Here is a 15567-nt window from a genome sequence, read left to right as displayed (position 1 = left end):
GAACATTATCACGTTGATTTTGCCGTGCCTTGCCAATAAGGGCAGAATAAAAACAAAAAGAAAAGACTGGGAGAAAGTGTGCACAAATTAGCGGATGACTTACACCAAAAACTTTTTAATGAAGAAGATGCGCGTGCCTGTAAAGACATTGATGGCAGTGCGTGCCGTGAGGTTCCGGGCAATTTTTTCCGCATCATCGTTAGCCAAGGACTCACCAAAATTGGCGACGCGGTATCTAACCCGAAAATTGTCTTGCCAGCGCTGCTCACCGCGGTTGGTGCTCCCTTGTCGTTAATTGGCTTATTGGTGCCCATACGAGAGGCGGGCTCGTTAGTGCCTCAGTTGGGTATCGCCGGTTATGTCCGCCAATTTGCGGTACGTAAGTGGGCATGGGTGGCGGGCTCTGTCATTCAAGGGGCGTGTATCCTAGCCATGGCGATCGCTGCGTTACTTTTAACCGGTCAAGTAGCCGGCTGGAGCATTATCGGCTTGCTGATGGTATTTAGTTTGGCGCGAGGCTTGTGCTCGGTCGCCTCGAAAGATGTGTTAGGGAAAACCATCCCTAAGCCGCAACGAGGGCGCCTGAACGGGTGGTCGTCAAGCTTGGCGGGGGCGGTGACGATTGCCGCCGGTGTCGGATTATTCAGTGTCTCGGATCAGCAACATGTGTGGGTCTATTGCGCGCTGTTGGCGTTCGGCGCAGTACTTTGGTGGATTGCCGCAGCGGTTTACAGCCAAGTTGATGAATACGAAGGGGCCACAGAAGGCGGTGCCAATGCGCTCACGCATGCGCTTTCTAAACTGCGCTTGTTGGTGGATGATAGACGTCTACGCCACTTTGTGATCACCCGTTCACTGTTACTCTGTTCGGCCCTATCCGCGCCCTATTATGTGCTGTTAGCCAGTCAGCATAGCCAAGCGCTGGCGATCACCACCGCAAGCTTTGTCGCGATTAGTGGCATCGCAAGCTTGTTGTCGGCACCTTTTTGGGGACTGTTTGCCGATCGATCTAGTCGCCAAGTAATGATAATGGCTGCCGTGGTGACGGCGTTACTGGGGCTGGTGGTCGTGAGTATCAGTCATTGGTATCCCGCGCTGTTTTCTTTGCCGTGGGTACTGCCTGGCGTCTATTTTGTCCTGACCATTGCTCACGAGGGTGTACGCCTTGGCCGTAAAACCTACATCGTGAATATGGCTGAGGGCAATCAGCGCACCGATTATGTCTCGGTCAGCAATACTTTGATTGGCTTCATGCTCTTATTCATGGGCGGCGTCACGGCATGGTTGAGCCAGTGGGGGTTGATGGTAGTGATTGTGGTGTTATCGGCGCTTGGCTTGCTGGGGGCATTGATGGCGCGCGCCTTGCCTGAGGTGGAACGGTAAGCCGATTGTCCAGCAGCAAAAAGGCGCTGAAATATCAGCGCCTTTTTCGTTTGGTTTGACGAATCAAACTTTAAATTGGCTCACCAGACGTTTGAGCTCTTCGCCTGTCTGATTTAAGTCAGTCGCCGCTTGTGCCGAGTCATTACTGGCGTTAAGTAGCTGGCTCACAATGTCGCGAATCGATACCAGATTACGGTGAATGTCTTCGGTCACCGTGGTTTGCTCCGAGGCAGCCGAGGCAATATAGCTGGTCATGTCATTGATTTGGGTAATGGCATTACTCACCGAATCAATGCCGCTACCAATTTCGTTGGATGCCTCCGAGGTTTGTTGGCAGGTATCGTTGCTTTGCTTCATCCCCTCAACAGCCTGATTGACGTATGACTGAAGTTCATCCAGCATTTCGCGAATTTCGTGAGTGCTCTTTTGCGTACGGCTTGCGAGGGTTCTCACTTCGTCAGCGACCACGGCAAAGCCGCGACCCTGTTCGCCTGCACGTGCGGCCTCAATGGCAGCGTTAAGTGCCAGCAAGTTGGTTTGTTCAGCAATATCGCCAATCACAGAAAGCACGCCAGTAATTTTATGGGACTGCTCATTCAGCGAATCCACATGTGTACTCGAGGTATTCATTTGCTCGACCAGCGCTTGCATCGAGGTGATCGAGAACTGAACTTTCTCTTGGGCGTGACGCGCGTCGTCAGTAGCTGCACTAGTGGCATCAGCCACTTGGGTGGCGTTCTGTGACACCTCTTGCGCGGCTGAGCTCATCTGGGTAACAGCGGTGACCACTTGCTCGGTCTCGTTATCGTGAGTCTGTAATTGCGTGGCAACCATCTGGGTTTGCTCGTCAATCGTGCGTGCGGTGTGGCTCACTTTTTCCGTGACATCCACCACGCTGCGGATGGTGGTTTGCAGCTTATCGATAAAGCGGTTGAATGCATCCCCAAGTAGGGCAATCTCGTCACTGCCTTTAATTTTCAGCCGCTGGGTCAGGTCTCCATCACCGTCGGCAATATCATTGAGGTTGTCCAGCATGTCTTTCACCGGTATTGACATCCGTTGGGCAACAAAGGCGACGGCAACGAACGTAATGATCAAAATAAGAATACCTGCAATAATCATTCGCGCAGTTTGTGCCGCTAATGCTCCCTCTGCATTTTCACGGAAATCGGTAACGCGCGCCTCAATATCGTCAATGTACGCCCCAGTACCCAACATCCACTGGCCGTTATTGACCATATCGGCATAGCCAATCTTTTCGATCAGTTCATCGGTACCCGGTTTTTGATAGAGGTAGGTGAAGGTGCCATCACCGCTTTGCGCCGCTTCGAGCAGACCCACGATAATTTTGTTGCCCTTGGGATCAGTAAGATTGATCAAGGACCGGCCTTCTAGCTCTGGCTTTAAGGCATGGAATACGTTGTTGCCTTGTTTATCGTAGATGTAAAAGTAGCCAGCCTTACCAAAGGTCACTTCGCGAAGTGCGTCTTTGACATTTTGCGTAGCATCGCCGCCCGCTTGCTGTGCGTTTTTTACTACAGTCGCGGCAATTTCAGTCGCTTCCCGCAGTTGCATTTTTCGCTCATCAATTAATTTGGTTCGAAAAGTGGCAATGTTCTCTTCGACCAGCTCTCGCTCGTAATAGGTAGTGATAAACAACGTAACGAGAATGGATAATACCAAAGGTACGATGGCAAGCACTAAGAGCTTTCCGCGCAGCATTAACTTCAACATACCGGATACCTTGTGTTAATTGTGGTTTCGATTTCGCTAAAGTATGGAAGACATTTTTTCCGTTTGCCGCGCAAAAAGCCCTTTTATTTGATGTGGATTGGGAAACATCTTGCAATCTTTCACATCTGTCTAACTCGTTATGCAAAAGAGATTGCGATAACTATCTGATTCATCACTGGTAAGTAAGTATAAGCCATTTTTTACTCACTCCTCTTACCTCTTTATCCCACAAGCAGGCCCAACGCACGCTTAACGTTCTGGCATGTTTGTTCTGTCTGTATACGCGCCTTTTGTTGCCCATCTTTTAGGACACCATGCAAGTAATCAGGGGCGTTCATTAGTGCTTTTCGCCGTTCTCGAATGGGTGATATCAGGGTGGTCAAGATATCGGTCAGCATGTTTTTCACTGTCATATCCCCTAGACCTCCGCGTTGATAATGTGCTTTGAGTTCGGCGACTTGTTGAGCGTCAGGGTGGAAAGCATCCAAGTAGGTAAAAACGACATTGCCTTCGACTCGGCCGGGGTCTGAGACGCGTAGGTGTTGAGGGTCTGTGTACATGGATCGTACCGCGTCACGTATGGTGTCATTGTCATCGCTAAGATAGATGGCGTTACCCAAAGATTTTGACATCTTGCTTTTACCATCAACACCCGGCAAGCGTGATGCTTTGCTGGTGAGTGCACGACATTCGCGTAATACAGGCTCGCCGACAACGTGATTAAATTTGCGCACAATGTCGTTGGTTTGCTCGATCATAGGAAGTTGATCATCGCCTACTGGCACGAGGTTAGCGCCAAATGCGGTGATGTCGGCGGCTTGACTGATTGGGTAGGTTAAAAAACCGACGGGAACTTGCTGTCCAAACTGCTTGTCGTTGATTTCGTGTTTTACCGTGGGGTTGCGGACCAGTCGTGCGTAACTCACTAAATTACTATAAAACATGGTGAGTTCTGCGAGTGCGGGAAGTTGGGATTGCTGACAAATTGTGACCTTATCAGGGTCAAGCCCAACCGCGAGATAGTCCGCGACCAAGCCTAAAATATGCGTGGCGACGTGACCTGGTTGATGACCATTGTCGGTTAATCCCTGCATATCTGCGACCAGAATGGTTTGAGCACATTGTCCTTGTAAGGCAAGTCGTTGGCTAAGTGAGCCACTGTAATGACCAAGATGTAAGCGGCCAGTGGCGCGATCGCCGGTCAGAATAACGTCGTTTTTGTCGATAGCGTTTTTGTCGATAGAGTAGGGGGTGTGCATTGGTGTCTCCTTGAGGATAAAAGCCGACGGAGACAGGGAAGTTGAAAACGACTCATTGACTGCCTACCGGCGGCCAATGAATACCCAGACTCAATGGCACGCTAAAGCGCGCGCCACCACTGGGTGCGAAAAATCAATAGAGTGTGTGTATCAAATACCGTTTTCATAGTGGTTTAAACTATCAGTCTTATGAGTACGACACAAGACTCACATCCTAACTATTTTGTTGGTTTATCCGCGGGTTAAAAAGCCGTAAGGTAAAGCAAAGTCAGTGAAATCGAGGGAGTGATGAAACTAAACGCAGACATGGGTGAAAGCTTTGGCGCGTGGACGATGGGAATGGATAGCGCGCTAATGCCGTGGATTGATATGGCCAATATCGCGTGTGGTTTTCATGCCTCTGACCCTGATGTGATGGCGGCCACGGTGGCACTCGCAGTAAAGCACAATGTGAGTATTGGTGCTCATCCCGGTTACGCCGATAAGCAGGGCTTTGGCCGTCGCCATATTGATCATACCCCAGCACAAATTAGTAACCTCGTTCGCTATCAAATCGGTGCGCTACAAGGGATCTGTGCACGCTTTAATGCGAGCCTTGATTATGTGAAGCCCCATGGTGCGCTGTATAACACCATGATGGTGGACAATGATTGCTTTGAAGCGGTGTTGGTTGCGGTGGCTGATACGCTGCCCAATACACCATTAATGGTGCTGGCACTGCCGGATAACCGTCAGCATCGCCAGCTTGCCCAACAAGTCGGTGTGCCGCTGATTTTTGAGGCCTTTGCTGATAGAGCCTATCTGGCGTCAGGGCAATTAGCGCCGCGCGGTCAACCGGGCGCGGTGTTAGATGACGCTAACGCGATGATTGCGCAGGTGTTGCAGCTATCTCAACATGGCACGGTAACAACCCTTGAGGGGCAAACGCTCACCCTATCGCCGGATACGGTGTGTGTGCATGGAGATAATCCACAATCGGTCGAGGCGATAAAACAACTCAGAAAGGCCTTAACACCATGACACTCAAGGTTGAGCAGGTCAGTGAAACCACGGTAATGATCCGGTTGGGCAATACAATCGATCTTGCCTTAGTCCCACAGTTATCTGCGCTGTGTGAGCGAATCCGCCAACACTTTGGCCGTGGTGTGGTTGAGTTAATTCCCGCCTACACCAGCGTTCTAGTAGAAGTGAATGTTCACTTGCTTCCGCCAGAAAAGTTGAAAACGTGGGTGATGAACCAAGGCGAATCACTGCGAGTCACCGACGACGCCGTGGGCGGAAAACACGTGACATTGCCGGTGTATTATCACCCTTCGGTTGGGCCCGATTTAGCTGCGGTCGCCGAGTTTGCTGGCGTGAGTGAGCAAGAGGTGATTGCGCGACACAGCCAACAAACTTACACCGTCTGTGCGATTGGTTTCGCGCCCGGCTTTGCCTTTCTTGCGTCGGTGGATGAGACGATAGCCATGCCGCGGCATACCACGCCTCGCCATCAGATCCCCGCCGGCAGTGTGGGCATTGCACAACAGCAAACCGCGGTGTATCCGGCGGCGTCGCCCGCAGGCTGGCAAATTATTGGCAACTGTCCCAAGGTGCTATTCAATCCTCGTCAATCGCCCATGATGCCGTTTGATGTAGGTGATACCGTCCGTTTTGAGCCAATGTCAGAGTCTGATTACCGCGCGGTAGGAGGTCAATGGTGGCAGGATTAACGGTGCTCGACCCCGGCGTATTGAGCTTGGTGCAAGACACAGGTCGCTATGGGGTGGGCCAGCTTGGCTTAAGCCAAGGCGGGCCGGTCGATTGCCACGCTTTTGCTTGGGCGAATTATTTACTCGATAACCCCGCCAATACACCGCTTGTCGAGATAACCATGGGTCAGGCACGTTTTCGTGCTGATCACGCCCTTTCGATCGCTATCACCGGTGCAGACATGCAACCTTGTATCAATGGTCAGCGCGTGGGTATGTGGCAGACTTTAACGCTAAATACGGGTGATGAACTGAGTTTACGCTACGCACGCCGTGGCTTGCGCGCCTATCTCGCGGTGCGTGGCGGGTGGACGGTAGATGGCGCATTTGGCAGTGCCGCGACGGTGATGCGCAATCAACTCGGCGGCCTGCATTCCGGATTAGGTGAACAGGCGGGAGGCATGGCGCTCACCAAAGGAGAGGTGTTGCCTTGTCGACCACATGCGCTGTTGCCGAGGGTGCGCGGTGTGCCGACACGTTTTATTCCTGACTACAACGCCCTGACCCCACTGGCGCTTGTGCCGGGGTATCAATTTGATAGCTTCAGCGCCGAGGCGCTAACGGCATTTTTTGAGGGTGAATACACGGTCGATCAGCACAGTGATCGTATGGGCGTGCGCCTCAATGGACCGAGCGTCGTGAGCAAGCAACCGGGCATTGTTTCCGAAGGCATTGCGCTCGGGGCCGTGCAAGTGCCCCCGGATGGTCAGCCGATTGTGTTGCTCAACGATCGGCAAACACTCGGTGGTTATCCTAAGCTTGGCTGTTTAACCCGTGCCAGCTTGAGCATGTTGGCGCAAACGCGACCGGGTCAGGCCGTGCGTTTTTATCCAGCGCGGCTGGCGGATGCATCGGCGCAATGGCAAGAGTTTGTGCAGTTTTTTGACTGGATATAGCCTGCAGAAAATGGATAGATGAGCCTCTGGAAGACAGAGGCTCATAAACGGATAGGCTTTAACGTGCAAGCGACGGACTAGCGGAAACGGCTGATTTGCTCAAGGGCTTTTTCCATTTGCGCAAAGTCAGGTGACGCGTTTTCTATGGGTCGGTTGGTGTTATCCATGTATTGATATTGCCCCCCCGCACCCACTTCTAAAATAGTGTCGTCGGTCACTAACGCATAGCCGCTGTAGTTTGACGATAACACCCAATCTTGACCGGGACTTGGTGCAAGCAAGTCATGACCAATCGCATAGCTGGCTGGATCGGACGTTACACCTAAATAATGCTTCATCAGGGTAGGTGCAACATCTTGGTGGCTGGTGAGTTGTTTGCCGGTATCGACCTGTTTTGCATCGATGCCGGGGCCTATCAGCGCGAAAGGCACGTGAATTTGTGGGTCAGTAAAATTGCTGTTGTGTCCCCAAAAATTCAGCTGGTTGTCATTCATTTCTTGGCCGTGATCACCAGTGAGAACTAGCAGAGTATTGTCGAACTCTCCGCTTTGTTTCAGCTCTTCAACCACTTGGGCAACCAAACTATCAACGTAGCGCACGCTGGTCTTGTAGCGATTGAAAAACGGTGTCGGGTCTGTCTCGTTATTTAGCTTGAGATAGTTAATTTCGTCCAGCATCGGCTGATACTTGGGGGTAAAGTCCGCAGGAAAATCATAGCCATGGGGCGCATCGTAAAACAAAAACGAGAAGGTGGGACGATTGGGATCACGCTTTTGGTGCCAGCGGATCCAATCTTGGGTGAGATCTGCGTCTAGCTCGGCGGGAGAGTCCCCCTCAGAGCCGTTACGTAAATCGGACACCTTGGCAAACACGGTTTGGTTGAATTCCGGCTTTTCCAATTGCGCGGCGGTAAAAATACCTAGTTGATAATTGAGCGCCTGCAGACGGTCCATCAGCACCGGAGATTGCTGATTGGCAAGAAAACTGTGCCAATAGGTGCCCGGCATGCCATAAAACAGGCCAAAAATGCCGGTACGGGTGGCGTTCCCCGTCGCAAGATGATGTGAATAGGTACGGCCATTTTGTGCCAACGCCCAAAGGTGAGGGGTGTTGTCGGCGTTGAAGGTATCCGCACGCCATGAATCAACCACCAGAAACATGATATTCACCGGTTGTTCAACATGGATGGTTTCTAATGGTGAAAGCGGGTAGTTAAGGTCGGCTTCGCGATCTACATCCATCGCCTTTTGGCGCGCTAGAGCTTGTTCATCAATCCAGCCGTTTTTGCGCATCATACTGTTGGCGGTGGCTGGATAGAAAAGTGGCAAATAACGTTTTACCGTTGTCACGGGTTGGTACGCATAGGCCGCAGCCCAGATATGAATCCCGTGGGTGGCGAGCAAGGTGAGAAACGTGAGCAGCGCAAACTTTTTGCCGACTTTGTGCTGGTGGGAAAACCGTGTCCGCGACAACGCAGCCAGTAGCGCCCATTGCGCGGCGAGGCAGGCAACCACGCCACCTATCACCATCAGCCAAGTGATCAGCGGGAAGCTGACAATCTGCCCAGCGAGGATCAGATCTAACACCATGGCATTAATATGGAATCGGTACTGGGCAAACACGATGGTATCGATGAAAAGCGTGATCACACCCACCGAGGCAATCAAGGCGAGCAACGGTTGGCGCACCTTGGTTGGCAGCAATAGCAGTGGCAGTGTTATCAAGCCAACAATGGCGGCAAGTAAGGCCATTTGGCTAAAGGTACTGACCACGATAAAGGTGATGCCAAGTGGCTCAGTGGGAAAGCTAGGTAGAAACGCAAAGTAGCGGCTGGCTATTGCCATTAACACAAGGGCGTTAATGGCGATGAACCAGCTGTGTGTTTGAAGTCGCGATTTAAAAGACATGATTTCTCATCACAGTTAAGTTAATCAATCGGCAACATAATGGACGCGTTGCCGGGTTGTATGACGACGTGTGTTATTGAATCAATTGGACACCAAAGTGATGCCATAAGGTGGTAAGCCAGACTACACCGGCTAAAAGCAAACTGACAAACACCGCCGCAGAGCCGATGTCCTTTGCTCTACCACTCAGCTCATGACGCTCTTCACCCACTCTGTCGACCACAGCTTCAATGGCGGAGTTAAGCAGTTCGACGATAATCACTAACACAATGACGCCGAACATCATCAAAGATTCCATCACAGGCAATTGTAGCCAGAGTAATACGGCTAGCGCCGTTGCCAATAATACAACTTCTTGACGGATCGCGGCTTCATGGTGATATGCCGCTTTTAATCCAGCCCAAGAATAGCCAGTGGCTTTAATGATACGTATCAGCCCTCGCGGTTTTTCTGATGGGGATGTATTAGCGCCCATAAATACATTCTCGTAACAATTTGATCGATAGGCTGGCATTTTACATTTAACCGAGCCAACTGCATAATCGGCGCGATAACTTAATTGGAATTTGTTATGCCTCTGTTTACTCACGCCCCACGCTCCCTGTGTTTTTTGCGCCTATCTGCGATTGGCGATGTTTGTCATGCGGTCGCGGCGATTCAAGCCGTGCAGCGCCATTGGCCGCAGACGCAGATCACTTGGGTGGTTGGTAAAGTCGAAGCACAGCTTTTAGCCGGGCTTGATGGGGTGGAGCTGGTGGTGTTTGATAAAAAAGCGGGCTTGGCGGGTATGCGTCAAGTCTGGCGGCAGCTGAAAGGACGTCGGTTTGATGCGTTAGTACATATGCAGCTTGCTTTACGCGCTAGCTTATTGACTGTGGGGATCGGCGCGCGCTATCGCGTGGGGTTTCACCGCCACCGAGCGAAAGAGGGACAGTGGCTGTTTACCAATAAACGGATCCCCGATACCCAATCTTGCCATGTGTTAGATAGCTTTTTCGCCTTCACTCAATATTTGGGCGTGCCGGTTACGCCGCCGCAGTGGCAACTACCACTTTCTGAAGACGATCATGCCTTTGCCAACGCGCAACTGGGTGATAAGCCCACTATCGTGATTAGTCCAGCCGCGAGTAAAGATGAGCGCAACTGGCTACCAGAGCGTTATGCCGAATTTGCTGACTACGCGGTCGGTAAAGGTTATCAGGTGGTACTCTGTGGTTCGCCGGCTGCGCGTGAAAAAACGCTGGCTGCGCGCATTATTGCCGCCGCTAACGCGCCACTGGTTAACTTGGTGGGACAAACAAGCCTTAAGCAATTAGCTGCGGTGCTCGCACGCGCCGATGTGGTGCTGGCCCCCGATTCTGGCCCCGCGCACATGGCGACTACTCAAGGCACGCCTGTTTTAGGCCTTTATGGCCATAGCAACCCGAAGCGGACCGGCCCTTACAACAACCTCGCGGATGTGGTCAGTGTTTATGAAACCTTTGCTGAACAGCAACATGGAAAGCCCGTTGAGCAATTAGCATGGAGCACGCGGGTGAAAGGCGATCATGTGATGGCCACCATTGGCACTCAGCAGGTGATCGACGCGTTTGAAACCATGATGGCGAAGCAATATCACTGAGGTTAGCGCATAGGTTATGATAAGGCGGCACCTACGCGCTTCTGTTTTACTTATTCGTCGTAGTGGGACGTATCAGCGCATGTTTTTCACTGTTGGCGTTGACCCTAAATCTTAGAAAGTTATGTTGAAGCTTTTGATAGTTTCTACCCCAGTTTGGCTCTGAATTTGTGATCGCCTCGCGTTCGTTGGTTAGTAATGTACGCCAAGGATAGAGTTTTTTAGGGGACGAGAGGCGATATACACCCTGCGAATTGATAACAACAGAGCTATTGTAGCCATAATTAGAGACAGGTTGCTTTTGCAGCAAGTTTTCTCCGCCTAAACTCGAGTATAGCGAGTTGGATAAGCTAAAGTGATAGAGCGTAGGGAAAATATCACGGTGTGAGCCGATACGCGTTGGGTTATAATAATAAGATGTTTGAGTTAGAATTTTTTTTGGTACTTTAAGAAAAAATGGAACAGCATAATTCAGTGCAATTTCGTTCTGTGCACCTTTTGATAAAAATCGTAAATGATGATCCCCTGTTGCAGCAATAATAGTGCGCTCAGAAAGTGGTGAGTCATCAATGGCCTCTATGAAACCGCCTAAAGCATCGCTAGCATATTGGTAGGCTTTTAACATAGTACTTACTTCAACTGTTTCACCATGGACTCTACTTTTTAATCGGGGGCTCGCAGTGACTGGTTTCGCTTGATAGTTATCTGGTACATAAAAAGGAGAGTGGTTAGTCACCGTCATGATATAGATAAAGGTTGGTTTGGATGCTTTTTCAAGTATTTCTTGAGCCAACTTGAAAGTATATTCATCTGCGACCCCCCATGTTCCGGCACTTTTTTTCGCTTCGGGGAATATGTCGATGATTGTATTTTCGTCGTAAACGTGGTCAAAGCCTTGCAACGGAAGGTAACGTGATAGATTTCTCCACATTGCATTACCACCATAGATAAAAATGGTTTGGTATCCTGCACGATTATAAGGTTCTACGGCACTATCTGACAGAGACTTAGCACTATAAGTTGAATGGCTAATTGTGGGGACATCACTGTGAAAGAGCATCATGACGATGCTATCAATGGTGGCAGAAGTACCAGCCAAGAAACGCGTAAAAACGAACTCTTTTTGAAAGTAAGGGCGCAGTCTTCCCAACAAGTCATTAGTCTCTTTATTATCCTCAACCAACATATTCATCCCCATTCCCTCCATCAAAGTTATAACGACATGAGGCGGATTATTTTTTAAATAGTCGTTATTTAATGTTTTTTCAAAGGGAGTGGGTTTGCCAAGCACAGCAAACATTTGTTCTCTTAATTCTTTTTCTTCAATCGAGGAGAGGATCTCTTGTTTTTGATAATCACTGTATGCCCAATCAAGGGCCATAAAAGCATTGGGCACTGTTGCATTCAGTAATGGCAGCTCGGATACGCTAGCATGATAACGCTTAAGTGGTAGTGACTCTATCGAACCGCGAGCGACGATAAAATAAGCAACAACAAACGCTGCGATCGCCATGCAATACATGATATGTGATCTTATTGACAGGGATTGGTAACGTTCATTTGAGTTGTATTTTACACAAAAAGTATGCCCGAGAAAAAATGCGATAATAATTGTGGCCATAACGCCTGAGAATAATGGGTAGCTTTGCCAAAGCGTATCCATGATTGCTTGACTATCATCGTCAAACAAACCAAATAGGAATACATCAAGATGATTCCCGTATGCTAAAAAATAGTAAGTATTTATCGCGGAGCCTAGAATCATTAAGGCATAGATGACAGTAGCATACCAACTCGAGATTTTTGTTAGTTTTTGGAAAAGACGTGTCGAGGTGAGGCTTAATAAGCCAGCGAGTATCAATGGTGCAAAACCTATAGCCACTACTTTTGCGTCAAATCTGAATCCAACCCATAGTGCCCTAAGTAAATCTTGAACGCGTGTGTCCAGTTCGATGTCAGTATTCACAAACCACAATAATGCCAGCCGCCCAAGAGTGAGAATGGCAAGCCCTGGCAATATATAGCGAAAACTCATTATAAATAAAAAACGAAAGCGATATTGATACATACCTTATACTTATACTTTATATATAGTTTTCACTATAACACTGTTTAGCTCGCTGTCATGATTGGGTTGCCTGAGACGCCTTTAAGCTGTGGGGTAGATAACAAAAAAGGCCCCGCGGGGCCTTTGTGGTAGCGATGCCAGTATTAGCTGGCGAGTTGGCGCAATACGTAGTGGAGAATGCCGCCGTGGCGATAGTAATCCCATTCAACCGCGGTGTCGATGCGGACGTTGACGTCAAACTCGATGGTTTTATCATCCCGAACCGCACGCACCTTGAGGGTCGAGGGTTCGCCGCTGATCTCCTCAAAATCGAACGTTTCCGTGCCATCCAACTCGAGTGACTCGACGGAATCGCCGTCTTTAAATTGCAACGGCAACACGCCAAAGCCCACTAAGTTAGAGCGGTGAATACGCTCGAAGCTTTCAGCAATGACGGCTTTGATACCCAGCAAGTTGGTACCCTTGGCGGCCCAGTCACGGCTTGACCCTGTCCCATACTCTTTGCCCGCAAGTACAACTAATGGCGTGCCGTCCGCTTGGTACCGTTGCGCAGCATCGTAAATACTCATTTGTTCATTGGTGGGCAAATAGGTCGTCATACCGCCCTCGGAGCCTGGCGCCATTTGGTTTTTCAAGCGCACGTTGGCAAAGGTGCCACGTACCATCACCTCGTGGTTGCCTCGGCGTGAGCCGTAGCTGTTGAAATCTTTTGGCTCAACGCCTTTAGATTTCAAATACTCGCCCGCAGGGCTATCTGGTTTTATCGCCCCTGCAGGTGAAATATGGTCGGTCGTGATCGAATCACCGACTTTCACCACACAGCGCGCGCCTTTGATAGGTTTCATCTCAGGCAGTGCCATGGTCATGCCGTCAAAGTACGTTGGCTTTTTAACGTAGGTGGAGTCAGGCCATGAATAAATCTCATCTTCAGGCACGGGCAGCTGACGCCATGCGTCTGTGCCGGAAAACACGTCCGCGTATTTGTCTTGGTAAAGCCCATCGGTCATTGCTGTCTGAATGGTTTGCGCGACTTCCTGTGGCGTTGGCCAAATGTCTCTGAGATAAACTGGCTTACCGTTTTTATCCTGTCCGAGTGACTCGTTCAGAACATCCACGTTCATATTACCTGCCAGTGCGTAGGCCACGACAAGTGGTGGAGAGGCTAAATAGTTGGCTTTTACATCTTGGTGAATACGGCCTTCAAAATTACGGTTACCGGACAGCACGCTAGTCACCAATAAATCGCCAGCGCGAATGGCTTCAGTGATAGGCTCTGGTAATGGCCCTGAGTTACCAATACAGGTAGTACAGCCAAAGCCGACGATGTTAAAGCCAAGCTCAGCCAGAGGTTCGAGTAAACCCACATTCTCTAAATAGGCAGGGACAACCTGTGATCCTGGCGCAAGCGAGGTTTTCACCCACGGTTTTGTTTTTAAGCCAAGCTCGCGTGCTTTCTTGGCGACCAGCCCAGCAGCAACAAGCACGGCCGGGTTTGAGGTGTTGGTGCAGGAAGTGATTGCCGCGATGACGACTGCACCGTTTTCAAGCGTAAACGTCTCTCCCTTATACTTAACTTGAGTATCACCTTGTTCGCGCACACTGGGATTATCGACCGCAGTTTGTCCGCCTTCACTGGCAAAACTGGCGATTAGGTTATTTGCTGCCGCTTGCTCTTTTTCCAACAGCTGATCGAATTGGGTTTTGGCATCCGTTAATGCGATTCTATCCTGCGGTCGTTTGGGGCCGGCAAGGCTTGGCACCACGTCACCGAGGTCGAGCTGGAGCGTGTCACTATAATCAGCCACCGGTGCATTGTCATCTCGCCACAAGCCTTGTGCTTTGGCATAAGTTTCGACCAGTGTGATTTGATCGTCGGTGCGTCCTGTTAGGCGCATGTAGCTAAGTGTTTCTTCATCAATCGGGAAGATGCCACAGGTTGCACCATATTCGGGTGCCATGTTGGCAATGGTCGCGCGGTCAGCCAGCGGCAATTTGGCGAGACCTGGGCCATAAAACTCAACAAATTTACCCACCACACCGCGCTCACGTAGCATTTGGGTGATGGTGAGTACCAAATCAGTCGCAGTGGCAGACGCAGGTAGCTCGCCTTTGAGCTCAAAGCCAACTACTTCAGGAATAAGCATGGTGATAGGCTGGCCGAGCATCGCCGCTTCCGCTTCGATACCTCCCACACCCCAACCAAGTACACCTAAGCCGTTGATCATGGTGGTATGTGAGTCAGTGCCCACTAGCGTGTCCGGCATGGCTAGTTTATTGCCGCCTTGCGCTTCGACTAATACACCCGGGGCTAAATACTCGAGGTTCACTTGGTGTACGATCCCAGTGCCGGGGGGGACGACGCGGAAATTCGAAAAGGCTTGCTGACCCCAGCGTAAAAACTGGTAACGTTCGCTGTTTCGTTCGAACTCAATCTCAGTGTTTTTCTGCAAGGAGTCAGGGTTGCCGTAGTCATCCACCATGACCGAGTGGTCGATGACAAGATCAACCGCACCAAGCGGGTTGATCTTGGCTGGATCGCCTTTTAAATCGCGCATGGCGGCACGCATGGCTGCTAGATCCACCACGGCAGGTACGCCAGTGAAATCTTGAAGCACGACACGTGCAGGGGTGAAATTAACCTGATCTTTACCGGCAGCATCAGCTTGCCACTGACAAAGGGTTTTAATGTCTTCTGCCGACACATTCTTACCGTCTTCTTTGCGCAGCAAGTTTTCAAGCAGCACTTTTAGGCAGTAGGGCAAGCGGCTGATATTAAATTGATCAGACAATGCATCGAGACGAAAGTAATCGTAGGTTTCACCATTGACGTGTAGGGTACGTCGCGTGTTGAAACTGTCTTGGCTATTGGAATGAGATGTGTTGCTCACGGGTGCCTCCCCAAGTCCGTTATTGTGAGTAGAAGCGAGATGAATAAGGACACCTCGCTCGGG

Annotated in this window: 11 protein-coding genes; 5 read left to right on the top strand and 6 right to left on the bottom strand. The window is 50.3% G+C overall.

Annotated elements, in window-relative coordinates; genetic code table 11:
• Positions 1–78 precede the first annotated feature (78 nt).
• On the top strand, positions 79–1383 hold the full coding sequence (locus BZJ19_RS13840) for an MFS transporter (RefSeq protein WP_077676068.1): 1305 nt from the start codon (positions 79–81) through the stop codon (positions 1381–1383).
• Between the two features lie 63 nt (positions 1384–1446).
• Here BZJ19_RS13840 and BZJ19_RS13835 read toward each other — a convergent pair whose 3' ends face one another.
• Positions 1447–3117, bottom strand: coding sequence for a methyl-accepting chemotaxis protein (locus BZJ19_RS13835; protein WP_077676067.1), 1671 nt, complete (start codon positions 3115–3117; stop codon positions 1447–1449).
• 221 nt (positions 3118–3338) lie between these two features.
• Positions 3339–4376, bottom strand: a complete 1038-nt coding sequence (gene trpS, locus BZJ19_RS13830) for a tryptophan--tRNA ligase (protein WP_077676066.1) — start codon at positions 4374–4376, stop codon at positions 3339–3341.
• Between the two features lie 288 nt (positions 4377–4664).
• Here trpS and BZJ19_RS13825 point away from each other — a divergent pair, with 288 nt between their 5' ends.
• The 3 genes from BZJ19_RS13825 to BZJ19_RS13815 are packed head-to-tail and all read left to right on the top strand — an operon-like array spanning position 4665 to position 7023.
• On the top strand, positions 4665–5396 hold the full coding sequence (locus BZJ19_RS13825; protein WP_077676065.1) for a 5-oxoprolinase subunit PxpA: 732 nt from the start codon (positions 4665–4667) through the stop codon (positions 5394–5396).
• The gene (pxpB, locus tag BZJ19_RS13820) at positions 5393–6088 is read left to right on the top strand and encodes a 5-oxoprolinase subunit PxpB (RefSeq protein WP_077676064.1); all 696 of its coding nucleotides are present in this window, start codon (positions 5393–5395) and stop codon (positions 6086–6088) included. Before BZJ19_RS13825 ends, pxpB begins: the two co-directional genes overlap by 4 nt.
• Positions 6073–7023 carry a 5-oxoprolinase subunit C family protein gene (locus BZJ19_RS13815; protein WP_077676063.1) on the top strand — a complete coding sequence of 317 codons (951 nt, stop codon included), beginning with the start codon at positions 6073–6075 and terminating at the stop codon, positions 7021–7023. Before pxpB ends, BZJ19_RS13815 begins: the two co-directional genes overlap by 16 nt.
• A 77-nt stretch (positions 7024–7100) precedes the next feature.
• On the opposite strand, the gene BZJ19_RS13810 is transcribed toward BZJ19_RS13815, so the two are convergent.
• Both BZJ19_RS13810 and BZJ19_RS13805 read right to left on the bottom strand, forming a co-directional pair.
• Positions 7101–8930, bottom strand: coding sequence for a DUF3413 domain-containing protein (locus BZJ19_RS13810; protein ID WP_077676062.1), 1830 nt, complete (start codon positions 8928–8930; stop codon positions 7101–7103).
• 73 nt (positions 8931–9003) lie between these two features.
• Entirely contained in the window at positions 9004–9405 is a 402-nt protein-coding gene (locus tag BZJ19_RS13805; protein WP_077676061.1) for a diacylglycerol kinase, read from the bottom strand.
• A 96-nt stretch (positions 9406–9501) separates the two neighbouring features.
• Here BZJ19_RS13805 and BZJ19_RS13800 point away from each other — a divergent pair, with 96 nt between their 5' ends.
• Positions 9502–10551 carry a glycosyltransferase family 9 protein gene (locus BZJ19_RS13800; RefSeq protein WP_077676060.1) on the top strand — a complete coding sequence of 350 codons (1050 nt, stop codon included), beginning with the start codon at positions 9502–9504 and terminating at the stop codon, positions 10549–10551.
• A 46-nt stretch (positions 10552–10597) separates the two neighbouring features.
• Here BZJ19_RS13800 and BZJ19_RS13795 read toward each other — a convergent pair whose 3' ends face one another.
• Together BZJ19_RS13795 and acnA are read right to left on the bottom strand one after the other, a co-directional pair.
• A complete protein-coding gene (locus BZJ19_RS13795) occupies positions 10598–12616 on the bottom strand; it encodes an LTA synthase family protein (protein WP_077676059.1) in 2019 nt (672 codons plus the stop codon).
• Positions 12617–12759: 143 nt separating this feature from the next.
• Positions 12760–15504 carry an aconitate hydratase AcnA gene (gene acnA / locus BZJ19_RS13790; protein WP_077676058.1) on the bottom strand — a complete coding sequence of 915 codons (2745 nt, stop codon included), beginning with the start codon at positions 15502–15504 and terminating at the stop codon, positions 12760–12762.
• Positions 15505–15567 lie beyond the last annotated feature (63 nt).

Origin of the sequence: Salinivibrio proteolyticus (assembly GCF_001996165.1) — a bacterium.
In the GTDB taxonomy this organism is placed as follows: Bacteria; Pseudomonadota; Gammaproteobacteria; order Enterobacterales; family Vibrionaceae; genus Salinivibrio; species Salinivibrio proteolyticus.
This window is presented reverse-complemented; position numbering and strand designations above follow the sequence as displayed.

Excerpts from the sequence above, each read along its gene's own strand:
- BZJ19_RS13835 (WP_077676067.1), bottom strand. The coding sequence starts at position 3,117 with ATGTTGAAGTTAATGCTGCGCGGAAAGCTCTTAGTGCTTGCCATCGTA.
- trpS (WP_077676066.1), bottom strand. The coding sequence starts at position 4,376 with ATGCACACCCCCTACTCTATCGACAAAAACGCTATCGACAAAAACGAC.
- BZJ19_RS13825 (WP_077676065.1), top strand. The coding sequence starts at position 4,665 with ATGAAACTAAACGCAGACATGGGTGAAAGCTTTGGCGCGTGGACGATG.
- pxpB (WP_077676064.1), top strand. The coding sequence starts at position 5,393 with ATGACACTCAAGGTTGAGCAGGTCAGTGAAACCACGGTAATGATCCGG.
- BZJ19_RS13815 (WP_077676063.1), top strand. The coding sequence starts at position 6,073 with ATGGTGGCAGGATTAACGGTGCTCGACCCCGGCGTATTGAGCTTGGTG.
- BZJ19_RS13810 (WP_077676062.1), bottom strand. The coding sequence starts at position 8,930 with ATGTCTTTTAAATCGCGACTTCAAACACACAGCTGGTTCATCGCCATT.
- BZJ19_RS13805 (WP_077676061.1), bottom strand. The coding sequence starts at position 9,405 with ATGGGCGCTAATACATCCCCATCAGAAAAACCGCGAGGGCTGATACGT.
- BZJ19_RS13800 (WP_077676060.1), top strand. The coding sequence starts at position 9,502 with ATGCCTCTGTTTACTCACGCCCCACGCTCCCTGTGTTTTTTGCGCCTA.
- BZJ19_RS13795 (WP_077676059.1), bottom strand. The coding sequence starts at position 12,616 with ATGTATCAATATCGCTTTCGTTTTTTATTTATAATGAGTTTTCGCTAT.